The 23,876-nt window shown below is 35.6% G+C and carries 21 protein-coding genes and 5 pseudogenes; 15 read left to right on the forward strand and 11 right to left on the reverse strand.

Features of this window, described 5'->3' with window-relative positions; translation table 11 throughout:
• Window positions 1-87 precede the first annotated feature (87 nt).
• The 11 genes and pseudogenes from OPR49_RS02840 to OPR49_RS02890 all read left to right on the forward strand — a co-directional run.
• Window positions 88-309: a hypothetical protein gene (locus OPR49_RS02840; protein WP_265027392.1), complete on the forward strand. Its 222-nt coding sequence runs from the start codon at window positions 88-90 to the stop codon at window positions 307-309.
• The gene (locus OPR49_RS02845) at window positions 290-601 is read left to right on the forward strand and encodes a type II toxin-antitoxin system RelE family toxin (RefSeq protein ID WP_265027393.1); all 312 of its coding nucleotides are present in this window, start codon (window positions 290-292) and stop codon (window positions 599-601) included. Before OPR49_RS02840 ends, OPR49_RS02845 begins: the two co-directional genes overlap by 20 nt.
• Window positions 602-684: 83 nt before the next feature.
• Entirely contained in the window at window positions 685-906 is a 222-nt protein-coding gene (locus OPR49_RS02850) for a hypothetical protein (protein WP_006279415.1), read from the forward strand.
• On the forward strand, window positions 897-1,172 hold the full coding sequence (locus OPR49_RS02855; RefSeq protein ID WP_265027394.1) for a type II toxin-antitoxin system RelE family toxin: 276 nt from the start codon (window positions 897-899) through the stop codon (window positions 1,170-1,172). Before OPR49_RS02850 ends, OPR49_RS02855 begins: the two co-directional genes overlap by 10 nt.
• Before the next feature lie 171 nt (window positions 1,173-1,343).
• Entirely contained in the window at window positions 1,344-1,619 is a 276-nt protein-coding gene (locus OPR49_RS02860) for a YggT family protein (RefSeq protein ID WP_264719255.1), read from the forward strand.
• A gap of 4 nt (window positions 1,620-1,623) precedes the next feature.
• Window positions 1,624-3,738, forward strand: a complete 2,115-nt coding sequence (locus tag OPR49_RS02865) for an FtsK/SpoIIIE family DNA translocase (RefSeq protein WP_265027395.1) — start codon at window positions 1,624-1,626, stop codon at window positions 3,736-3,738.
• Between the two features lie 181 nt (window positions 3,739-3,919).
• Window positions 3,920-4,462 (forward strand): annotated as a pseudogene (locus OPR49_RS02870) (Rpn family recombination-promoting nuclease/putative transposase); the annotation flags it as partial.
• Window positions 4,463-4,859: 397 nt separating this feature from the next.
• Window positions 4,860-5,623 (forward strand): IS5 family transposase gene (locus OPR49_RS02875; RefSeq protein ID WP_156518237.1). Its coding sequence is split into 2 segments (ribosomal slippage): window positions 4,860-5,214 and window positions 5,214-5,623, totalling 765 coding nucleotides; the frame shifts between segments, so codons are not numbered across the junction.
• Window positions 5,624-5,844: 221 nt separating this feature from the next.
• Window positions 5,845-6,802 (forward strand): annotated as a pseudogene (locus tag OPR49_RS02880) (reverse transcriptase domain-containing protein); the annotation flags it as partial.
• Window positions 6,803-6,970: 168 nt separating this feature from the next.
• Window positions 6,971-7,519, forward strand: coding sequence for a group II intron maturase-specific domain-containing protein (locus OPR49_RS02885; protein WP_265027503.1), 549 nt, complete (start codon window positions 6,971-6,973; stop codon window positions 7,517-7,519).
• A 95-nt stretch (window positions 7,520-7,614) separates the two neighbouring features.
• Window positions 7,615-7,917, forward strand: a pseudogene (locus OPR49_RS02890) (nuclease/transposase family protein); the annotation flags it as partial.
• 36 nt (window positions 7,918-7,953) lie between these two features.
• Here OPR49_RS02890 and OPR49_RS02895 read toward each other — a convergent pair.
• On the reverse strand, window positions 7,954-9,042 hold the full coding sequence (locus tag OPR49_RS02895; protein WP_265027486.1) for an IS481 family transposase: 1,089 nt from the start codon (window positions 9,040-9,042) through the stop codon (window positions 7,954-7,956).
• A 227-nt stretch (window positions 9,043-9,269) separates the two neighbouring features.
• Window positions 9,270-9,617 (reverse strand): IS630 transposase-related protein, encoded by a 348-nt coding sequence (locus OPR49_RS02900; protein WP_022626382.1) that lies wholly within the window; start codon window positions 9,615-9,617, stop codon window positions 9,270-9,272.
• 259 nt (window positions 9,618-9,876) lie between these two features.
• Between OPR49_RS02900 and OPR49_RS02905 the strand changes: the two genes are divergently transcribed.
• The gene (locus tag OPR49_RS02905; protein WP_265026724.1) at window positions 9,877-11,115 is read left to right on the forward strand and encodes an IS256 family transposase; all 1,239 of its coding nucleotides are present in this window, start codon (window positions 9,877-9,879) and stop codon (window positions 11,113-11,115) included.
• Here OPR49_RS02905 and OPR49_RS02910 read toward each other — a convergent pair.
• The 6 genes and pseudogenes from OPR49_RS02910 to rlmB all read right to left on the reverse strand — a co-directional run bounded on the left by OPR49_RS02910 (window position 11,112) and on the right by rlmB (window position 18,115).
• On the reverse strand, window positions 11,112-12,761 hold the full coding sequence (locus tag OPR49_RS02910) for a hypothetical protein (protein ID WP_265027399.1): 1,650 nt from the start codon (window positions 12,759-12,761) through the stop codon (window positions 11,112-11,114). The two genes, OPR49_RS02905 and OPR49_RS02910, sit on opposite strands and share 4 nt — an antisense overlap.
• A 157-nt stretch (window positions 12,762-12,918) precedes the next feature.
• Window positions 12,919-14,317: pseudogene (locus tag OPR49_RS02915) on the reverse strand (IS4 family transposase).
• Window positions 14,318-14,754: 437 nt separating this feature from the next.
• Entirely contained in the window at window positions 14,755-15,741 is a 987-nt protein-coding gene (locus tag OPR49_RS02920) for a quinone oxidoreductase family protein (RefSeq protein WP_182319588.1), read from the reverse strand.
• A gap of 270 nt (window positions 15,742-16,011) precedes the next feature.
• Entirely contained in the window at window positions 16,012-16,548 is a 537-nt protein-coding gene (locus OPR49_RS02925) for a cytochrome c oxidase assembly protein (RefSeq protein WP_264338050.1), read from the reverse strand.
• Window positions 16,549-17,271 (reverse strand): Bax inhibitor-1/YccA family protein, encoded by a 723-nt coding sequence (locus OPR49_RS02930; RefSeq protein WP_265027504.1) that lies wholly within the window; start codon window positions 17,269-17,271, stop codon window positions 16,549-16,551.
• A 79-nt stretch (window positions 17,272-17,350) separates the two neighbouring features.
• Window positions 17,351-18,115 carry a 23S rRNA (guanosine(2251)-2'-O)-methyltransferase RlmB gene (rlmB, locus tag OPR49_RS02935; RefSeq protein WP_265027505.1) on the reverse strand — a complete coding sequence of 255 codons (765 nt, stop codon included), beginning with the start codon at window positions 18,113-18,115 and terminating at the stop codon, window positions 17,351-17,353.
• 92 nt (window positions 18,116-18,207) lie between these two features.
• On the opposite strand from rlmB, the pseudogene OPR49_RS02940 reads away from it, so the two are divergent.
• Together OPR49_RS02940 and OPR49_RS02945 are read left to right on the forward strand one after the other, a co-directional pair.
• Window positions 18,208-18,516 (forward strand): annotated as a pseudogene (locus OPR49_RS02940) (Smr/MutS family protein); the annotation flags it as partial.
• A 59-nt stretch (window positions 18,517-18,575) separates the two neighbouring features.
• Complete coding sequence (locus OPR49_RS02945) at window positions 18,576-19,664, forward strand: IS481 family transposase (RefSeq protein ID WP_265027486.1); 1,089 nt, start codon at window positions 18,576-18,578, stop codon at window positions 19,662-19,664.
• A 205-nt stretch (window positions 19,665-19,869) separates the two neighbouring features.
• Here OPR49_RS02945 and tsaD read toward each other — a convergent pair whose 3' ends face one another.
• Window positions 19,870-20,877 (reverse strand): tRNA (adenosine(37)-N6)-threonylcarbamoyltransferase complex transferase subunit TsaD, encoded by a 1,008-nt coding sequence (gene tsaD, locus OPR49_RS02950; protein WP_265027400.1) that lies wholly within the window; start codon window positions 20,875-20,877, stop codon window positions 19,870-19,872.
• Window positions 20,878-21,011: 134 nt separating this feature from the next.
• Between tsaD and OPR49_RS02955 the strand changes: the two genes are divergently transcribed.
• The gene (locus tag OPR49_RS02955) at window positions 21,012-21,224 is read left to right on the forward strand and encodes a hypothetical protein (RefSeq protein WP_182319398.1); all 213 of its coding nucleotides are present in this window, start codon (window positions 21,012-21,014) and stop codon (window positions 21,222-21,224) included.
• Between the two features lie 106 nt (window positions 21,225-21,330).
• On the opposite strand, the gene OPR49_RS02960 is transcribed toward OPR49_RS02955, so the two are convergent.
• Together OPR49_RS02960 and OPR49_RS02965 are read right to left on the reverse strand one after the other, a co-directional pair.
• Entirely contained in the window at window positions 21,331-22,068 is a 738-nt protein-coding gene (locus tag OPR49_RS02960) for a WD_0702 family putative metalloprotease (protein ID WP_265027401.1), read from the reverse strand.
• 575 nt (window positions 22,069-22,643) lie between these two features.
• Entirely contained in the window at window positions 22,644-23,780 is a 1,137-nt protein-coding gene (locus OPR49_RS02965) for a cysteine desulfurase family protein (RefSeq protein ID WP_265027402.1), read from the reverse strand.
• Window positions 23,781-23,876 lie beyond the last annotated feature (96 nt).

The raw sequence follows: 23,876 nt of genomic DNA on the forward strand, positions 1-23,876 counted from the left end.
TTTTTATACAGCCCTCCTTCCTTTCTTTATTGAAAAATTAAAAAAAATGTTGTAAAATAGCTATAGTAGTAGACTTTGGTAAAACTTATGGTAAATTCAAAAGTTAGTGTAACTTTCAACCCAGAAACTTCGCAGCATCTTATTGAACTAGCTAGAGCCACCAAGCAGTCTGTTCAAAAATTAACAGAAAAGCTAGTCAAGGAAGCAATCGAACTTGAAGCGGAAGATATTGCATTTTCCAAAATTATTAGGGAGTTAAATTCTGATGATGCAGAAGAAGTAGAGGATAGTGAAGACATCTGGAAATAAGCAATACACCATTAAATATCTAAAGCATGTTCTTAAAAGAAATTTGCCTTCCTTGCCGGAAGATGTAAAGCCAAGTATTAAAGATGCAATAAAAGAGTATCTTGAGACTGATCCTATTGGTAACGGTGTGTTGCTACGCAAGAGATTAAAGGAACATAGAAGAATAAAAGTTGCTGATGATTATCGTATTGTCTACCGTGTAAATACTGCAAAACGTATAGTAATTATTGTTTCAATAGGACACAGGGACAATATTTACAAGCAGGCAATATTGGACCTACTGAAACATTAAATATATTTTTATACACCACTCCTTTCTTTATTGAAAAATTAAAAAAAATGTTGTATAATTATTAGTGGACTTTGGTAAAACATATGGCAAATTCAGGCATTAACATAGCTCTTAGCGAAGAAACTTTAAAGCATCTTGCTGAATTATCTGAATTTACTAAACAGCCCGTTCAAGAATTAGCAGGAAAACTATTTAGAGAAGCAGTTGAGCTTGAAATGGAGGATTTTTTAGTATCTAAAATTTCTGATGAGCGTGATGTTGAAGGTGCAGAAACAGTTGATTTTGAAGATATTAAGTGGGATTAGAGCGTTACAAGGTTAAGTCTCTAAAGAGTGTTGTTGAAAAAGATTTACCAAACCTTCCAAAGACAATAAGGCTAAGAGTTCAAAAGGCTATAAAAGAACGTCTTACAGTTGACCCAATAAATTTTGGTGAACCACTACATCATAACTTAAAAGGACGTAGAAGGCTAAGGGTTGGTGACTATCGTGTAATTTACAGAGTAAATCAATTAGATCATATAGTAACTATCACAGAGATAGGACATAGAGATGATATTTATAAGAAATAAATATCAACATTAATATATATTATACACCCCTCCTTCCTTGTCCATTCTCTACTTTAGGTGGCTTTGCGCAGCTCAAAAAATGAAGTTTTTTTTGGTTCAGCAAAAACAACATTTTGAGTTTGAAAAGGCTAAATAATTGTCTTTTATATAACTTTCGTGTAATAGATATGTATGCATCCAATCATATATCTACTCAATACGTTACTTGATCTTTATAGCTTCATTCTAATATGTTGGGTTATCCTAAACTGGCTGATTAAACTTAATATGGTGAACATATATAATGAAACTGTCAGCAGCATAATGCACATCTTGAACCAATTGACATATCCACCACTAAAAATTATCAGAAGATACATACCACCGTTCAACGGATTAGATTTATCTATAATGATATTGCTAATAGCAATTCGCTTTGTACAATATACAATGAATTACTACTTTTAAGTAGATGCTAAAAAGATATCTAAAAGCAGCAGTATATCTCTCACTCTTAATATATATATATATATCAGTTTTTAGCTATAACTATAAAGATCCTTCCTTAAACACAGCTACAAATGAGGAAGTGACAAATTTAGGTGGAATAGTAAGTTCATATTTAGCTGATATATTGGTTCAATTTCTTGGATTAACTAGTGTTACAATAGCTACAACCATAGTTTACTTGTTGATCTTCAGGCCATCAAAAAGGCTGCTAAAAATTCTCTATTTAATATTAATCAATTTAGGGATATGTGCTATACTACCACAACTTTCGCTAGGCATCACTGCAAGGTACAGACACAGTGGAATAATAGGGAATGCACTAATTAATAACTGCCCGTTTTATATATTTGTGATAGTAACATCAATAGGTCTTGTAGGATCTGTTGGTTGGAAGAGAACAATTTACTCTCTATTCTTCTTATGTAAAAAAATAGCTTGCTTATTTGTAAATGTTCCATTCTTCAGATCACATAAAACTACTGAATATTCAATTGCACCATTAGTAGTAGAAGAAAAACATAGAATTAAAATCACTACTAAACAACAACCAAAAGAAAGACAGAAAAAAGCCACCAAAGAAATTTTCAGTGAGTTCGAGTTTCCAAGCATTCATTTACTTTCTAAAGCAGAGGAGTCTTTGCAGAGAAAGCAGCTGAATGAAATGGAGAGCAATAAAAATTTATCTCTGCTGGAACAAGTCCTGAGTGATTTTGGCGTGCAAGGAAAAATTATCAGTGTATGCTATGGGCCGGTTGTGACTTTATACAAACTTGAACCACAAGCTGGTACGAAATCTGCAAGAGTAATTGGCCTTGCAGATGACATTGCACGTTCGATGAGTGCACTCTCTGCACGTATTTCAATAATTCGTGGGCAAAATGCTATGGGAATAGAGTTGCCGAACAAGGAACGGGAAATTGTAATGCTGCGTGATTTGCTTGAATCACCAGAATACCAAAATGCAAACTTAAATCTTCCAATTGCGCTTGGCAAAGAAATAAGTGGAAAACCAGTTATTGCAGATCTAACTAAAATGCCTCACTTGCTCGTTGCTGGAACCACAGGGTCTGGTAAATCAGTTGCGATTAACACTATGATTCTGTCGCTCGTTTATCGATTAAGTCCTGACGAATGCAAGATGATAATGATCGACCCCAAAATGCTTGAGCTTTCGATATATGATGCAATACCGCATCTAATAACGCCAGTGGTAACAGAGCCAAAAAAGGCTGTAGTCGCTCTTAAGTGGATAGTAAAAGAGATGGAAAATCGCTATCGCATGATGTCATACTTAAATGTGCGCAACGTAATAAACTATAACCAAAAAATCACAGAAGCGATGAATAGTGGGATAGAATTAGAACGTGTTGTACAGATTGGCTTTAACTCAACAACAGGCAAACCTCTGTTTGAAAAAATGCCAATCAAAATGGAAACATTTCCATATATTGTAGTGATCGTGGATGAAATGGCAGATTTGATGCTTGTTGCCGGCAAAGAAATAGAGTGCTCCATTCAGCGTTTGGCGCAAATGGCCAGAGCTGCAGGAATACATATCATAATGGCAACACAACGTCCATCTGTGGATGTGATAACAGGTGTGATAAAAGCAAACTTTCCAACAAGAATCAGTTTTGCTGTTACTTCTAAGATAGATAGCCGCACAATACTTGGCGAACAAGGGGCTGAACAATTACTCGGTATGGGTGATATGCTTTATATGGCCTCTGGTGGTAAGATTATTCGAATTCACGGCCCATTTGTGAGCGATGATGAGGTACAAGATATAGTTGATCATCTGAAAATGCAAGGTGAGCCAAACTACATGGAGGAAATCACCAAAGAAGATGAAAATTCTTCTACGGAATTGGGTGATGAAACAGAGGATGAAGAAAATGACCTTTACAACCAAGCAGTGGCCATCATTCAAAGAGATCAAAAAGTTTCAACCAGTTACATTCAGCGACAACTTAGAATAGGCTATAACAGAGCTGCAAACATTGTTGAAAGAATGGAAAAGGAAGGTATTGTCAGTGCTCCAAATTATTCAGGAAAGAGAGAGATCTTGGTGGAATAACAGGGCTTCTGAGAACGTTCATGCGCGTTAAGTTAGGCCATAGATGGGTATCTTAAAATTTGCTGCAAATGCAACTTTCTTGGCTATCTTTTACAAAGTTAAAAGTTGTCTTCCTTAAAAATATGATTGAATAATTGTTAATAATAGTGTATAATTATTAATATTTTCAAGCATTCTTGCCATGGCTCTTTCAAAATTTCTCGATCCAAAGTTAGATTTAACATTTAAGAAAATCTTTGGTACTGAAAAAAATAAGAATATTCTTATCCATTTTTTAAATGATATTTTAGGATGTACTGAAGTCAATACTATACAAGAAGTAGAATTCTTAAGCACCATTATGGACCCTGAAATTGCCTCTGATAGACAAAGTATAGTTGATGTTCTTTGCAGGGATTCTAGTGGGTCAAGATATATAATTGAGATGCAGCTCGCTCGCGACAAGGGCTTTGAAAAGCGCGCACAACTCTATGCTGCTAAGGCTTACTCAAGGCAGGCTGATAAAAATTACATTAATTTAAAGAAGGTTTTCTTCATTGCTATTTCCAATGGTATGCTATTCCCTGAAGAGGTTGAGTATATTTCTACTCACAATATACGTGATATAAAAACCAACGGCCATTACTTAAAAGATTTTCAATTTGTCTTTATAGAATTACCTAAATTTTCAAAAAGCAGAGTGGAGGAACTAGAAAGCACAATAGAAAGGTGGTGCTTCTTTTTTAGTGCGACCTGGAAGGTCATGGTTTTGTGGTGGTTAAATTCCATCTTCCCAGACATCAGGGATAATGTATATCTCACATTTCAAAGAGTGGCAACCTCTGGAATGCAAGCATGAGATAAAAGCAGGTAACACTAAACCTCATGGTGAATCCTTGCAAACAGAGTTAGATATGATTACGAGAGGAACCTATGTTTGAATTGTCGTCAAAGCATAATATGCGAAAAGAGATTGAATTACGCATAGACCAAAATGGTACGAAGCAAAAAGGGAACTAAAGATTGAAGACTTTAGTTATTGATGTTCCAAGCTTCCGGCAAATAGTAGGAATCTAAGAACCTGTCTTGAAAGGGAATAAAGAAAAGAGTATGATGAGGTAAGCAAAAAATAGGAGGGTAAATTGTATCCAAGTGATATAAGTGACAAGGAATGGGAAATTTTAGAGCCCTATGTTGCACAAGGAGCGATAGGACGACCAAGAAAACATAACATCAGAACAATTATTAATGCAATAAGGTATATAATGAGGGGTGGTTGCCAGTGGAGAATGCTACCAAAGGATTTTCCCCCATGGAAAACGGTGTATGACTATTTTATCAGGTGGCGTAATAATGGAAAATTGAAAAAAATACATGACATGCTAGTAAAAGAGGTAAGAAAAATGGTTGGTAAAAATGAAACACCTTCAGTAGGTATAATTGACAGTCAATCAGTGAAAACGACTCAAAAAGGGGATCAAGAGGATATGATGCCGGTAAAAAAATAAAGGGTAGAAAACGCCATATTATTGTAGATACACTAGGTCTTGTAATTACTGCAGAGGTACACAGCGCAAGCATTCAGGATCGTGATGGTGCTACCAATCTTTTTATTCAAGCTAAATGCAAAGCTCCAACATTACGTAAGTTTTTTGCTGATCAAGGATACAAAGGTAAATTACAAAATCGATGTTTGTTGGAAACTGGATGTTTGCTAACGATTACCAAGAAATTGGTTGATACAGGATTTCAGGTTATTCCTAAACGTTGGATTGTAGAACGAACCTTTGCTTGGCTTTCCAATTTTAGACGCATGAGCAAGGATTACGAGCATTCTCCTCTTACTTCAAAAAACAATATCTTATTTAATATGATTACTTCTATGCTTACTAAATTAGCTGCTTAACTCCTTTCAAGACAGGTTCTAAGTTTAACGTGAAACGAAGCCATGGAACAGAGTAACCACATAGAAGCTCTTATATTCATTAAAATATAAGTAAGTAGCCAACCACAAGCTGCTATGTGGAAGGATTGTTTAAGAAGCTAATGCCCAAAGTAATATCTGGGATATGCAGACGTAAACACTTTAATTTGGAAGGTAAAGTGGTGAATAGTAGTGAATATGTTATGGACCAGCAAAAAGTTAGGTATGAATGGAATGGAATTCCTTGGCGCAAGCTAAAGAAATCTTCATTTAAGCTACAAAAACGAATTTACCAAGCTTCTAAATGTAATGATATCAAAAAGATGCATAATCTTCAGAGATTATTACTCAAATCAACAAGTGCAAAAACACTCGCTGTTAGGAAAGTAACACAGGACAATAGGGGGAAGAAGACTGCAGGTATTGATGGAAAAGCTAACCTTAATCAAAAAGAAAGATTACAACTATCATATTCTTTAGATATAAAAGAAAAAGCAAAGCCATCAAGACGTGTCTGGATTCCAAAATCTGGTAAGCCATCGGAGCATCGCCCGCTTGGTATACCCACTATATCGTGTCGAGCAAAACAAACACTTGTAAAAATGGCTTTAGAACCAGAATGGGAGGCAAAACTTGAGCCAAACACTTATGGTTTTAGACCTGGTAGATCATGTCATGATGCAATTGAAGCCATATTTGATGTGCTCAAACAGAAAACAGCATATGTATTAGATGCTGATATTTCTGGATGCTTTGACAATATTAACCATAATAAATTGCTTGAAAACCACACCAACATTAAAGAAAATCATAAGAGGATGGTTAGGAGCTGGTGTTATGGAAGATGGAAAGCTTCAATCCACAAAACGTGGTACAATTCAAGGAGGGACGATCTCACCGTTGCTAGCTTGTGTTGCATTACACGGATTAGAGCAACATGTCAAAAAAGCATTAACAAACGAACTCTTTCAATGCATGAAAAGAAAATATGGTAGGATATCGCATAGAAACGCGCAAAAGTCTATTAGTGTAATTTTCTACTGTGATGATTTTGTCATCATACATGAAAACGAAGAGATTATTCTTAAAGCAAAAATTTTAGTTGAAGAATGGTTAGAAACCATTGGATTAAAATTAAAGCCCTCTAAAACAAGAGTTTCTCATACATTAAGAACCATTGACGAAACAAAACCAGGATTTGATTTTCTTGGTTTTTCAATAAGACAATATCCAATAAAAGAAAGTAAGAAAGGTTACAAGTTATTAATCAAACCAAGTCGTAATTCTATAAAACAACATACACTAGCTATTAAACATAAGCTCAGAGAAATGCGTGGAGCACCACAAGAGCGGGTGATAAAGGATCTCAATCCAATAAACAGAGGATGGAGTCAATATTACTCCTCGGTAGTTTCATGTAAAATCTTTAGCTCATTGGATAATATTATGCATAGAAAACTCTGGAAGTGGGCAGTTTTTAGGCACCCAAACAAAGGGAGATGCTGGATAAAAAGAAAGTACTTTAAGAAGTATAATAACGAAAACTGGCGCTTTATGACAAGTAACAAGGTACGTCTTACTATACACAGCGATCATGTTATTAAACGACATATCAAAGTGCAAAAAACCAGATCCCCATATGATGGTGATTGGGTATATTGGGGTAAACGTCTGAGAAAAATACCAGATAAGCCACTAGGAGTAATAAAATTATTGAGGTTGCAACAAAGTAAATGCGATAATTGTAGACTATGGTTTAAAAGTGATGATACAATAGAAATACATCACAAAGACCGGAATAGACAAAACAATATGATCACAAACTTATCTTTGTTACATGGACATTGTCACGATGAATTACACAGGAGGTGTGCATGAAAAGCACCAAATTAGAGAGAAGCCGTATGAGGCGCAAAGTCTCACGTACGGTTTTGCAGTCGAGTGAGGAAGGGCGACCTTCTTCACTTAGACAACAATATGCAGATGAAACTAGCGAAGAAGAATTGGAAAAGATAATAGGTAGTGATGTAATAATTAAAAAGGCATATGAAGAACTAAATAGATTCAACTGGTCAGAGAAAGAATTTATTGCCTACGAACAGGAAATAAAACGTATTCGTGATGAACGGGCTGTTCTTGAACAAAAACTTGATGATGCTAAAAAGGAAGGAAAAATTGAAGTTGCAAAAACAATGCTAGCTAATAATGTTGATGTCACCACTATTGTTAAGTTTACTGGCCTCTCCATGAGTGAGATCAAAGAATTGCAGAATTAAGTTGTAAAAGACAAGATTTAATCTGACAGAGAAGAATTAACTGACAGAAGAATTGACGTAGTCAAAACTAATATCAGGCTGTTGTTTAATGCTACTAATATTTTTCTGAAAAGCAATATGTTTACTGTCAAAAAACGTTTGCATAGGTGTTTTGCCATAGCAGTATTTGCCTGAGTGAGGCCTTGTCTCATTGTAAGAACGCAACCAATGATCAACATCGATCTGTAGATCCTCCAAAGAATAGTAGATTTTCTTTCTAAAGATAATATTGTAACACTCATCTTGCATAGTTCTATGGAATCTTTCACATATGCCATTAGTTTGTGGAGAGTTGGCTTTGGTTCTAGAATGATCGATATTTTCGATTCCTAAATATAGCTGATAAGCGTGATTTTCGGGCTTGCCACAATACTCCGTACCCCTATCAGTTAGAATGCGTAATAATGGAATTCTCTGCTCATCAAAAAATGGGATAACTCTATCGTTAAGAAGATCTGCAGCTGTAATAGCTGTTCTGTCCGTGTAAAGTTTAACCATTGCAACTCTGGAATAAGTATCAACAAAAGTTTGCTGATAAATGCGCCCTATGCCTTTGATATTGCCCACATAATAGGTATCTTGAGAACCCAAATAACCTGGATGTTGCGTCTCAATTTCACCATGAGCTTCCCTTTGTTCTTTCACTTTTTCTAAAGCTGCAAGTTGTTCTTCAGTTAAAATGATTCCGTCTTGAGCTACTTTTGCCTCCAGTGCTTTAAGTCTCTTTTTCAAAGTTTCAAGGTCATTTCTTAGCCATACAGATCTTACTCCTCCTTGGGAAATTATTATACCTCTTTTTCTCAGCTCATTTGCAGCTCTTTCTTGTCCATATGCAGGAAATTCTGTAGCTATGCCAATTATTGCTCTTTCTATATCTTCCGAAACTCTGTTTGCTAATAGCGGTTTTTTCTTACTTATTTCATGTAATGCTTCTTCTCCCCCATTTTCATATAACTCCTTGAATCGATAAAATGTATCTCTTGAGTATCCCATCACTTTGCACGCTTGAGACACATTTCCTAATTGTTTTGCTAGCTCTAGTAATCCTAGTTTTGGTTTTAGTATTTTTGTTTGTATTGTACTCATTTCTAACACTCCTTATTTTTATTATTCTTAACTTACTTTTTTAAAGTGTCATATCAAGTCCTGTTTAATACACATTAAACAACAGCCTGATATTAGTTTTGACTACGTCAATTCTTCTGTCAGTTAATTCTTCTCTGTCAGATTAAATCTTGTCTTTTACACCTGCTTCATCTATATATAAAATGCTACAGTGGTCTATTTTTGAGACTTTATCGATAAATTGCTGCCTATCTTCTTGATTGCGCTCTTGATAGAATGTGACTTTTTTTAAAGGTTATTTTTAGCTGTCTTAATCTATACCAAATTGCACTTATCCCAAAGCCAAGGTTTTGTTTCATTTCTGCTAGTGTGTGATCTGGGTGTTTTTTGACATATTCTTTGAGTATTTCTGGATCTATTTTTCGAATAAAACCAGTACTTTTTACCGCTTTGAGACCTTGGCCAGTAGCTTTCTTTTTTAGCCATCTATATAGTGTTGCTATCCCTATCTCAAAAACCTCTGCAACTTCAACCTTTGACTTTCCTTTTTCTACCAAAGACACTGCTTTTTCCCTTAAATCTACACTATATACCATTGCTTTCCCTACTTTAAAAAAACATATTATACCTTTATCATTCGCTTTTGAAAATACTATAGTTAGCGGAATGACGGTTTTTCAAATTGTCGGTAAATCTAAGTCAGTTTAGCTATAATTTCCTAAATTTGCTCACAATCTCTTGACTTGACACATATGTTTTTTTCCCAAATGTTACTATCTTCCTGGGAATGTTCAAAAAAGTGTGTCAAACCGAAAAAAAAGTAATAAATTGATATAAAAAAATGGAGGTGTGACAATGAGTCAGAAAGTAGTAAACAGAACTAACGGATTGGTAGATTATAAAGAGTTGGAAACAAATATCCTGTCGTCTATACGAGAAGGAAGACCGTTGACAGGAAGGGAGGGAGCATTAACACCATTTATAAAAAAGCTGCTGGAAGCAAGTTTGGAAGGTGAAATAGAAAACCACTTATTAGCTGAAAGTGAAGAGAATAATCGAAGAAATGGGAGAAATGGAAAGACTTTACGGACAAGTGCCGGTTCATTTGAACTTTTGACGCCAAGGGATAGAGAAGGAAGTTTTGAGCCGCAAATAGTCAAAAAAAGGCAAACAAGCTTACATCCAGAGCTTGAAACGAAGATTTTGAGCACATTTGCCAGTGGTATGAGCTATAGAGATATAGCGTCACACGTTGAGGAAATTTATGATCACAAAATATCGGCGGCAGAGATATCAAGTATTACCGACAAATTACTGCCTATAATCAATGAATGGCGTAGTCGTCCACTGCAATCAGTATACCCGATAGTATTTATGGATGGGATGTTCTTTAAGGTCAAAGAGGATGGACATTGCGTAAGTAAATGTATGTACAATATATTGGGCATAGACCAAAATGGCAGAAAAGAAGTCCTGGGCTTTTATTTGGCTGAAAGTGAAGGAGCTAACTTTTGGTTGGGAGTGCTAAATGACCTCAAAGAAAGAGGAGTAGAAGATATTCTGATTGCATGTGTAGATGGGCTAAAAAGCTTTCCTGCAGCTATAAATAGTGCGTTTCCTAAAGCAGAAGTACAGCTATGTATAGTGCATCAGATAAGAAATTCACTAAAATATGTATCCAGCAAAGATGTGAAAGTTTTCATGAATGATTTGAAAAAAATATATCGTGCTACAAGTAAAGAAATTGCTGAAAATTACTTACTTGAGCTGGAAGAAAAATGGGGAGAAAAGTATCCTTTAGTTATAAAATCGTGGCAGAACAATTGGGAAAATTTATCTGGTTATTTCAAGTATTCTAGCCCAGTTAGAAGGCTAATTTACACCACAAATCCAATTGAGGGGCTGCACAGACAGATCAGAAAATTCACTAAAACCAAGGGCTCATTTACCAGCACAAATGCCTTGTATAAACAGGTATATTGTGCTATAAAGAAGGTAGAGCAAAAATGGACTATGGCTCTGCCTAATTGGGCTTTAACTATGTCTCAACTTGATATTTTCTTTCCAGATAGATTGAAAATTGAGTTGAACTAAAAATGCGCTTTGACACACTTTTTTGAACATTCCCATCTTCCTCCTTTTCCTTTCTCAATTTGTGCAACCATTTCCTTTACATTTGCATGCGTGAGAAGGGAATTTTTGCTGACATGAGATTTTGGATCAGATTTTGCTGTTACGTGTTTCGTTGCAGATCTTTTATTCTCTGTTAGAAATGAATGAGATTGTTTTTTCTTCACACCGATATCCGCTTGTGCTGCTGGAGTGGTTTTGCTTTCAGCAAGCTGTACATTAGCATTTCCTTTTGCTTGATTTTGCTCAAATTTTTCTTTTAATGCCTTTACTTTACTGCCCATCTCGCGATTAGCTCCTCCTTTCATAGTAGCTGCTGCTACTTTTGGTATCGCCTTACCAGCAGCTTTTTGTGCTGATTTCCTATTGTCTTGATTTTCAGATTTTAGTGGTACTCTTTCAGCTGATTTTTTAAGAATTACTCCTACTACTTTTGGCTCTGTGCTTACTTTTTGATTAGCACGGCTTAGATTTTTAGGCTTTGGCGGTACTGCAGGTTTATCTTTGATTACCACTTTCGATTCTTGTCTAACTTCTTGACCAGTAGTAAACATTTTTTTTGGCACTTGCGGTGGTTTTGGTGGTACGAGGGATTGAGGTTGTTGTTTCTGCTTACGTTCTCTTTTTGCTTCTATATGTTCTTTAGGAACTGTTGCATAAATTGGCTCTTCTTTGGGCGATTTTGAACTCTGCGAATTTTCTATTAAAATTTTACTCTTCTTCTCTTGATAATTTGATATCTCTTTGTATACAGACTCTTCATTTAATGAACTTCCATAGCCTGAATCTTCTCTCTGCTCATATAAAGGATTTTCCTTTTGCTTTTTCTCTTGATAATTTGATATGTCTTCATATTCAGACCCCTGATCTAATGAACTTTCATAGCCTGAATCCTCAGAAGGATTTTCCTTAGCATCAGGCATACTAAAACTATTAGCTCCTTTTAGTAAAGAAGATGTAGACTTTGCCTTGCTTTCTCCATCTGAGGATATTTCTGATTTAAAGCGTACCTTCCTCGAATCTGGAGCAGCCGGAGGTGCTGTTGTTGGTCGCTTTATTTGCCTCATGCGATTACCACCTAATTTTTCTTTCGGCTGTTCTTCTTTTCGCAGCTCAAAAGTACCTTCCTTTTGCTTTCTACCTTCCAAACTCACTTCGTGTGATCTATCTTTTCCTTGACTCTTTTCACTTTGTTCTAAATTTAAAGAATCTTTTAAAATATTATTTTTTCTGAAATCTTTTTCTAATTGTTCCAAGAGATCAATTTTTTTTAAAATTCTTGTATACTTAGCTGCTGTTTCTAAAGTGAAACTTGACAACTCATCATTTACAAAATTACTTATACTACTGTTCTTGGTTGGAAAATTTTTTCCCAAAATTCTATTCATTAATGTTTTAAAAAGACCTAATGGCTGTTCTACATAATTGTTCAAGTCAGTATATATAACAAACTCAGCTATACCTTTTGCCTCACCTGTAAAACCTTCTAATGCATGAGATAAATCCCTTAACGTTTTGTTATATTGTTTCTCTGCATTTCCTAGCTTTACAGCTTTGATCAGAGAATCGAGATTTTTTTTATAGTTCTCACTTTTAAATGGATTATTCATACTAATTACAGCTCATTATTTATTAAAATATAGATCTAAAATATTAAGATCTAGTAAATGTTACTTTTGTAATTCATGTAGAACTATAGCTATAATAAGTAAGATTTCCCTACGTCATACCGCCGCGGTATCTCCAGATCCCGCTAACAACTTACTATTACCCACAAATATGAGGTTCGTGAGCAAGTCGCCATCCTTCTGCTAAATCAAAGAGACGTTTATATCCTTTCCAAAGAACATAAGGTCCTGGTTCTGGGTCATTTTTTCTTGCTAAATGGCCTCCAAGTTCATGAAACAGCTTCTTTTATGTTGGGAACTACACTTGGACATGGTTTTCTGTGTATTTTAACGTATAAAACTTTCCATTCCTCTTCAGCTAATAAGGTAGTACATGGTAATGTTGGGTTAGCTCTTGCAATTGATGTAATAAAGAAGATCCTCCAAGCAATAATACTCACAACTGTTAGATATCTCATTAGTCTTTCTGCTATTCCAAGCCTACATTCTTCAACTTTGAGACCGGATTTAAAATTTTATGTAATATCTCTATTTTCCATCTAAGGCAATACCAACTAATTTTTTCAACAGCTTCATCGAAAGTATTAACTGAAAGATTCGTTAATAGCATCCATTCTAGCGGTTTTTTTTAAGGGAAGGGGAGTTTTCTCAACAACATAAACTGCATAAAGTGGTAATTTAGGTAGTTCTTCCGTCTTATGCCTAATATTATTCTTAGATGGATTCATCATAAACTTTCCAAATCTAACTTCCAAACGTGCTGTTCTTTTTGGCTTATTATCTTTTACAGGAACTTCAACTTCTACCGTACCTGCACAATGAGAGGATTTAATAAATGCCCATAACTTCTGCTCACCTTTTTCAGGATATCGAGATTTTCTATTTACTGCTCTATCTCTGCATGCTCTAACTAGCACTGCCGAATTAAGATTATGTGCAAGCTCAAAAAAGTCATATATATCTGCTTCTCTATCGCATACAGTTATAGTCTCAGTTTGAGTTGGATCAATAATATTATTTGTTTTTCTTAAAGTTTCCAACCACTTTACGCTTTCTTTATCTTCAATGCGATCGCTCTTTTTTTTAAGGTTCTCAGTTTCTTCAGGTCTTGAATAAACTTTTTGATCTAGTATCCCTAGTACCAAACCTTCTATACTAACGGCAAGAGCTGTATGCATTATAATACCTTTTGCAGTATCATAACTGGACAAATTTGCTAATCCGCTTGTTTTTTTATGGTTATTATATACAATGTAACTGGTATCTTGAATGACAAGAACCCTCTTGTGAGCTTTTGTTCTCTCAACCGTCTTATTAATATGTGTAGCTAAAATATCACTTTCTTTTACATTCTCATTTTGAAAAAAACGGTATGCTGCTTTTGCTTCTGACCAACTTCCGCATGCCTCATTAATTGAGCTTTCAGGTAAACTTATCAAACTATCAGCAATCTTTACTAATCGGTCAGTTAATCTTTTATCTCCAAGTACAGCATCTCCAAATTCATTTTTAGCCCATTCATTACTCTCGTTTGCCATTTTTATACCCTCAATATTTGCAAACTTTAATATTGTAATATTTTACTTTTTAGTCCATTTATATTTGTGGGTAATAGTAAGGAATGACACCGTCTTGGATGGAAACCAGTGTCAGCTACTTTCATGACATCATCATAAAGTAAAATGAGATCCCAGTGTCAGCTACTCGGATGACAAAAAAAGGAGCACTGGGATGACAAGAGGGGGCACTGCCATCATAAAGGAACCAGTGTCAGCTACTCGGATGATACCTTTTTCTACTTAATTTGGATTATGCAAGAAGTCTATTCGCGGTATAGATTCCGCTAACACGTAGCGGGATGACGGTTGTCGGTAAATCTAAGTCAGTTTAGCTATATGCTTTTAATTCCCCCAAAAGGAGAATGAAATATGTGAAATTCTAGTTGATATAATTTAATGAATGGTTAGTTTAAATACTAATTTATTTGAGAGATTTTAATAATATTTAACCCACTCGTTTTTCTATTTTCCATATCGTGATGGGCTTGAATTATCTCATCAAGTTTATATTTTTTATTGATCCGTACAGTTAAAAGTTTTTTTCTTATCATCTCGAAGATTTCCATTGTGGTAAGCACTAATGTGAATCTATCATGCTTATAATGGTATATTGAGGTTCCAGTTGCAAATAACGAACGTGAACTAAGTAAAGAAAAACTAATAGGAGCGTTACCTGATATCTGCCCATAGGAAACGTATATGCCGAACCTGCCTAAAGATTCAAAAGAGAGCTTACTTGTAGCGTAACCTATGGGGTCATACACTGCACCTACTCCTCTGTTTTGCGTAATCTCCATAATTTTAGAAACGAAGTCTTTATCATTGTAGTTTATTGCGTATGTGCAGCCACTTTGTAAAGCTATCTTCATTTTTTCATCAGAGCTTACAGAACCTATCACTACACCTTTTTTATCCTTTGCCCATTGACATATTATTTGCCCTAAGCCACCATTAGCTCCATGAACTAGCACGAAAGCACCAGGCCTGATTTTATAAGATTGATTAACTAAATAGTGAGCTGTCATACCTTTAAACAGCACTGCAGCAGCAACTTCATCAGATATGTCATCTGGAATTTTTATCAGATATTTCTGGTGTATAATGCGCTTTTCACAATATGCCCCTGGAGGAGCTGTGCAATATCCAACTCTGTCTCCAACTTTGAATCCATCACTGATTTTTTTACCAAGTTTTTCAATAACCCCAACTGCTTCCACTCCAAGCACTGATGGTAAATTTTTAATTTTGCGTGTACCTTTTCTGTGCTCTAAATCATAACGATTTAAGCCGATAGTTGTGTGACGCACTAAGACTTCCTCGCCTTTTGGCTCACCTATGCTCTTATCTACAAATTCTAATACTTCTGGTCCCCCAGTTTTTTTAATTTGTATAGCTCTAACCATGATGAATATTAAGATAAAAACTTTGATTATGTTATCTAACAATTAATATTTTGCAAAGTTATTGTTTTCACAATCAATAGACTTCTTGCGTTACCTCCTGTCATTCCAGCGCGTGACGCTGGAATCCAGATTTTTTTATACAATCAAGTCATAGGATGGCAAAAAGTCAACCTTATCTGTATGAGCTATACATTTTTTCTGGATCCCAGTGTCAGCTACTTGGATGACACCCTATTGATTACTGAAATGACATGGTTTGCAAACATTCTGTTACTTAAGCTTAAAAAACGTGTATGACAGTGTTATTTCGCTCAAATCTTTTGTATTGTTATCAAGCATTATCTCAGGATCTATATAAAAAGATACGGGCATAGCTGCTTTTTGTTTTGGTAGCAACATTTGCTCTTCAAAACAAAAGCATGCAATTTTATTGAAATACTTACCTGCTTTGAAAGGCGTAACGTTATACACCGCCATTCCAAATGAAGGCTGATCAGATAGATTTTTTGCGTAATAAAACGCTAAACTTTGTTCTCCTATGTTTACATCAACGTAGTTAGTTTCTGATTTAAATTCCCAAGGTAGATCGGACATTATATCAGCATTGAAGTGGACCCTGATTTTTTGGTCAATTGCACTTATTGTTGCATTAGTTACTTTTCTTGTTGTGCCACCATATCCAGTAGCTTTACAAAAAATGCTATATAACGGTACCGATGCATATGCAAGACATAACATCAACACGACTAAAGATATTAAAAAGAAAACTATAGAATTCTTACTACCTTTCCTTAAAAAGGAAAACATCTAGTCCCTATTATTGAACAAGTTAAGTAACCTGAGTAAATTGAGGAATATATTGATAAAGTTGAGGTAAAGACTAGTTGCACCCAGTATCGCCAGCTTAGTGGCTGCAGTCTCTGAGCCATCATTATATCTATAATAAACGTCTTTGATTCTCTGAGCATCATATGCAGTCATTAAGGTAAATACTATTACTGATATGAACGATATTGCAAAATAGAGAGGACTACTTCCAAGGAATAAATTTACTATAGACGCGATAATTAACCCTAAGACTCCCATTCTCAAAAAAGAACCCATACTAGTCAGATCTTTTTTTGTAGTATTGCTATATAAAGCCATGGAACCAAACATGATCGATGTGATGAAAAACGCTCTTGCTATGTTTTCCGCGGTGTAAAACACAAAAATATAAGATGAGGAGAGCCCTATTAGCACCGAAAACGTGAAAAACACGGTAAACGCGGACTGAACACTAAGATGTAAGATTTTTGGATATACAAAAAGCACTAGCAAAAGTGGAGAAAATGTTATCGCATACAACAGAACAGGATTAGAATGAATTATCTGAAAAAGACCAGAAAATACCGTTAGAAATGCAACAAGCCCTGTAACGCCCAAAGCTAAAGCCATGTAATTATATACTTTAGTTAGGTAACTTCTGAGCCCAGCGCTATAGTAAACGCCTTGAGAGCGAATATCCTGTTCATTTCTCATGTAAGACATAGTATAACTCCTTTTGTCCATTATTTAACACATTATAATATAAAACCACATTTTTATCAAGTATTTTTATTATAAACAGCTATGCACCGGCATTTGTTTTAATATAAATAGAATATAGGCCTATTGCTGCTGCATTTGAAACATTTAAGCTGTTAATTGCATTTGACATTGGTATTTTTAAAAGATAATCACAATTTTCTTTAACTAACCTCCGCATTCCTTTCTCTTCAGAACCAAAAATAATTACTCTTTTTTTCTCAAAACTCTTTATTTCATCTATATTTTCTTTAGCATTGCAATCAAACCCGTAACACCAGTAGCCGACCTTTTTTAAATACTGCATAGTTTTTACTATATTTGTAACGTATATTAGCGGAACAATATCTAAAGCCCCACTTGCTGCTTTTGCAATAGATGCATTTTCACTCGGTGAATGGTTATGTGGTAAAACCAATGCGTTGACATTAAAACAAGCTGAAGTTCTTAAAATCGACCCAATATTGTGCGTGTCAGTGACTTGATCTAAAATGACTATAGTAGAGCTATCGTTCGAGCTTTCAGCTATTTCTTCAATGCTTAAGTTATAAAGAATAGGGGCAACATTTAAAGCAATTCCCTGATGGTTAGCACCTTTGGGTAAAACGTCATTAAGTATTTTGTTTTCTACTAATCGAACTTTAATGCCCTTACTGTCTACACATTGCCTAATTTCTTTTTTGTGCTCTCTATAGAAATTTTCTGTTGCTAACAGTTCTATACACCGCCTATTCTTATTCTTCAGTGCTGACATGCAGGTGTGCTTTCCATACAGCCAAAAATTCTCATTAGTTTTTGACGATTTTATCGTATTATTGAAAATCGGGTTTTTATAGAATAAGCAACATTTTACTATGTTTGGATATTGTTGTAAAATTATACAATTCGATTAATGCGTTTATGTCGGACGATGAGTTGGATTGGCAAAAAAATGTTAAGCCAATAGAATGTGGAAAAGTTACTTTGAAAGTTGATCATAAAGTAAATATAAAGTCTATGGTTGATAAAGGTACCTCCGACTTACAAGGGAATTTTCTTAATACCAATAATAGTAACTCATCATTTTGTCTTGACCAAAACACAAAATCAAAAGTTGATAGGGGTAAATATTTTATAAGCGATAAGCTCGATTTGCATGGCTATAATATAGAGGATGCTTACTGTAAATTGATAGATTTTATTATCAAAAATTATCGTGTATTAAACAGGACTTGATATGACACTTTAAAAAAGTAAGTTAAGAATAATAAAAATAAGGAGTGTTAGAAATGAGTACAATACAAACAAAAATACTAAAACCAAAACTAGGATTACTAGAGCTAGCAAAACAATTAGGAAATGTGTCTCAAGCGTGCAAAGTGATGGGATACTCAAGAGATACATTTTATCGATTCAAGGAGTTATATGAAAATGGGGGAGAAGAAGCATTACATGAAATAAGTAAGAAAAAACCGCTATTAGCAAACAGAGTTTCGGAAGATATAGAAAGAGCAATAATTGGCATAGCTACAGAATTTCCTGCATATGGACAAGAAAGAGCTGCAAATGAGCTGAGAAAAAGAGGTATAATAATTTCCCAAGGAGGAGTAAGATCTGTATGGCTAAGAAATGACCTTGAAACTTTGAAAAAGAGACTTAAAGCACTGGAGGCAAAAGTAGCTCAAGACGGAATCATTTTAACTGAAGAACAACTTGCAGCTTTAGAAAAAGTGAAAGAACAAAGGGAAGCTCATGGTGAAATTGAGACGCAACATCCAGGTTATTTGGGTTCTCAAGATACCTATTATGTGGGCAATATCAAAGGCATAGGGCGCATTTATCAGCAAACTTTTGTTGATACTTATTCCAGAGTTGCAATGGTTAAACTTTACACGGACAGAACAGCTATTACAGCTGCAGATCTTCTTAACGATAGAGTTATCCCATTTTTTGATGAGCAGAGAATTCCATTATTACGCATTCTAACTGATAGGGGTACGGAGTATTGTGGCAAGCCCGAAAATCACGCTTATCAGCTATATTTAGGAATCGAAAATATCGATCATTCTAGAACCAAAGCCAACTCTCCACAAACTAATGGCATATGTGAAAGATTCCATAGAACTATGCAAGATGAGTGTTACAATATTATCTTTAGAAAGAAAATCTACTATTCTTTGGAGGATCTACAGATCGATGTTGATCATTGGTTGCGTTCTTACAATGAGACAAGGCCTCACTCAGGCAAATACTGCTATGGCAAAACACCTATGCAAACGTTTTTTGACAGTAAACATATTGCTTTTCAGAAAAATATTAGTAGCATTAAACAACAGCCTGATATTAGTTTTGACTACGTCAATTCTTCTGTCAGTTAATTCTTGTCTTTTACATATAATGCGGCTTGACAAATTTATTGTCATCTCAGACCGCGGAGAGAACCATATGCTACTTTTAACTTATGTAAAATTACCAAGGATTATGGAGAAGATATGCTGTTTTGATTTGTGTGAAAATTATTGTTGACTTATGTGCAATTAGAGAACCTAAGTCACTTTAGCTATAATTCAGAATTGAGAGCTTTTAATAACTCTCTAACTCCCACTTAGGTCTTGGTGCAAAATTGAGAGAATCTATATAGCTTTTCTGTAACATTTCAATTCCTGCCCATCCAACCATTATTGCATTATCTGTACATAGGTTGTTGGGAGGAAAAAATATGTTTAAGTTTATGTGTTGTTTTAATTTTTCTCTCAAGAAATTATTTGCTGCAACTCCGCCGGTAATCACAAAGTCATTGATTTTGATATTTAAAGATTCGGCCATAATAATCGCATTACTAACCCTGTCCAGCAGTATGTCACTAATACACTCTTGAAACGAAGCACATACATCACACACATCTTGCTCGCTCATTTTAAGTTCTTGCACTAAGTTTTTTACTGCTGTTTTAATTCCAGAAAACGAAAAGTTACATCCAGAACGTTTTATCATTGCCCTTGGCAATTTAAATCTTGCACCATTGCCTTTTTTAGCTAACTTTTCAATTAATGGCCCTCCGGGATAGCTTAAACCCATCATCTTAGCAACTTTATCAAATGCTTCTCCTAGTGAATCATCGAGCGTTTCTCCAAGTTTTATGTATTTACCTACATCCTGTGCAATTAAAAATTGACAGTGACCACCTGATATTAGTAGGGCTAAAAATGGAAATTTTACCTCATGCAGTAACCTAATAACCAATGCATGCGCTTCTAAGTGATTCACTGCAATGAATGGTTTTTGTGCTACATGCGCAATTGCTTTAGCCATCATTGTACCAACTATTAGTCCACCTATGAGTCCTGGTCCTGATGTTGCTGCAATTGCATTGAGGTCACAAAAGTTAAGGTTAGATTTTTCCACGGCGCTTTTTATTAGACCACTTAAATGCTCCATATGAGCACGTGAAGCTATCTCAGGGATCACCCCACCACGTTTTTTGTGTTCTGCTTGGGAGAGAATTTCGTGAGCAAGGACTTGCTTGTCACTATTTACAATCGCTACTGCAGTTTCGTCGCAGCTTGTTTCAACAGCTAAAATGGTTTTCATGTATATTCGAGCACTTTATTATCAAAACTATATCTTGAAACGCTGTAGAAGTTAACTGCAAAGTTAACTTCTACAGCTAAAAGATTTACCGACAACCGTCATCCCGCTGCTTGTTAGCGGGATCTATACCGCGAATGAATCCACAACTGTACGAACATTATGATTTGAGAGCAATTTCCACTAGGAAGGTGTCATTCCAGTGCCTCTATGATGTCATCCCAGTGCTTGACACTGGGATCCAGCTTTTTCATAATCATCAAAATGTTGTATTTTTACATAAAATGGCTACTTTTATGCTTACCAACTTAATAAAATTCCTGGATCCTAGTGTCTGGGCACTGGGATGACACCCCACTGGTGGAAATTGCTCCCAAACTACAACGTTCGTACAGTTGTGGAATGAATCGCGGTATGACGGTTCGCGGCGGTATGACGTCTGGCCTGCACTATAAGCTAATCATCATCTCCAAATATAGAGCTAATTTTTTTGCCCCCAGGAGAAAATTTATTAGTCCAACTGCTTTGCACTTTGGTTACGTCTTTAGTGGCAGTTTTATTGCTGTATTCCTTGATTTCCTTATCTATTCTCTCCATCATTTGTGGATCAAGGTAGCTCTTTTTCCATTGGTCAGTAGCAAGGAACACTTTGTTTAAGTCTTGAATGCGGATTAAGTATTCTTTATCTTTAGGGTAAACCTCCTGCGCCCAAGCAAATAGCTCAAAATAGCGTGCAAATAATTCAGATGCACGTGATTTTGCAGTTTGATAAGCCTGTATCTCCTTAAATATAACTTGGCCGATAATTTTCTGCACAAGAATATTTGCTTGCTTTAGGTTCTGCTCAATATCCTGGTAAACTTTATGGAGGAATTCCTGCTCCAAATTTAAGTTCAGTTCATTTTCAACCATGTGTGAAAGTTCATGCACTATAATGTATGGGTTTGACTTCCTCAGTACAATAACATATCTATTTACACTGGAAGACCTGATTGTCTTACACACTCCCTCTTCCATATCCACTAATCCCTCTTGGTATATTTCAAATGAGAGCCTATTTTGCTTTATTAGTGATAAAGTGAGGTTTAATGTGTTTCTAAACTTCTCAAATTGATAGAGATATTCGACATACCGTATTGCATTTTCACTGCTTCCTACTTGAGTTGCTTGTTTTATTAAATTCCTGATTAGCATACCTTATTATTAAAGGAATTTTTTTTATACTCAAGAATTGATTGGCTACAAAGTGTTTTTAGGAAGCCTGATTGCATAGCTAAAGTAATTCATGTTTACTGATAACCGTCATACCGCTGCTTGTCAGCGGGATCTATGGTGAGATACCGCGAATGAATCCATAGCTGTACGAACATTCATTTTTGAAGGTAAATTGCACAGCAAATGGTGTCATTCCAGTGCTCTTTTTTTGTCATCCCAGTCTGGGATCTATTTTGCATGTAACTCCAATTGTGTTTTGGCATAAAACGCGACACGTATTAGACTTATTTGCAAGCAAAGCTTGCTAGATCCAAGTAGTCAGGGCACTGGGATGACAGGGGAGGGAGGCTACTTGGATGACATCATAGGAGTACTGGAATGACACCATAGGGGCACTGCCGTCATAAAGGAACCAGTGTCAGCTACTTGGATGACAGCTAGCCTAACAACCGTCATCCCGCTGCTTGTTAGCGGGATCTAGAGATACCGCGGGGTTATAAAGTAATTTTTTACATCTAATGCTCGGCCAGTGCCTGCATGATACCACGTATTATCTATACCAAGGTGTTCTGCTTGTAGATATTATACCAACAATCCACTATTTTTTTTATGTCTTGTGGTTTAGTTTCTGGACCTATACTGATTCTAATTGAACACTCTGCTTGCTCTTTTGTTGCCCCCATTGCAAGCAAAACATGGGAAGGCTCAACTTTTCCAGAAGAACATGCGGAGCCATTACTAACTGCAATATAATTCAAGTCAAAATGCATGAGCTGCACATCACTCTTTACTCCTGGCATATAAATAAAACTTGTGTTTTGCAGCCTCTTAGAGTTTTTACCGAAGATTCTTATGTCACTGGCAAGATTTAATAATTCACACTCTAATTGATCGCGTAGCTCCTTTACTTCATCCATTTTTGATAAAAGATCTGGAATATTTTGCAGTGCAGCAGAAAGGCCTGCAATTGCAACAATATTTTCCGTACCACCACGAAATCCCTTCTCTTGTCCACCACCTATTATAATAGGTTCTATCGCAAGTTCTTTATTGAATATTAAAACTCCACTGCCTGCTACACCGCCAAATTTATGGGCGGATAAAGTGAGTAAATCCACTCCTAAATCTTCCATATTAACTTTAATTTTCCCAACACTTTGAGCAGTGTCAGTGTGGCAAATTGCTCCAAACTTGTGTACTATTTTAGCTATTTCCTCAATAGGTTGAATAACTCCGGTTTCGTTATTTGCCATCATAACTGAAACTATTGCTTTGTTTCCTTTAAGTTCGCTTAGAATTTTTTCTAGCTCTAAAAAGTCAACAATGCCCTCCTGATTAACAGGTATTATATATGGATTACATGCAGAATTAAGAATTGAAGGATGCTCTATAGCTGAAATTATATGCAGGTAGCCTGCTATTCCTCTCATAACAAGGTTATTCGCTTCAGTTGCACCAGACGTAAAAACTATTTCTTTATCACTTGAGACGCCAATAGCACCACGTACGTTATCTCTTGCATCCTGAAGAATCTTCCTCGCTTCTTGTCCTCTCTTATGTAGTGATGATGGATTGAGCGTTTGTTTTGACAAGACCTCAAATATACTTTTTTTTACATTTTCACTAATTGGAGCAGTTGCATTGTAATCAGCATATACACAACCACTATTTTCTAAAGAAAATGGACTCATCTGTCACTTAAATAAGTTTACCATCAACTATAGCCATAACTATGTACGTTAGCTTTAACACGATAAAAAATTTATTGCAAAAACAGCGAAATTAAT

The sequence above is a fragment of the Wolbachia endosymbiont (group A) of Bombylius major genome (genome assembly GCF_947251895.1).
In the GTDB taxonomy this organism is placed as follows: Bacteria; Pseudomonadota; Alphaproteobacteria; order Rickettsiales; family Anaplasmataceae; genus Wolbachia; species Wolbachia pipientis.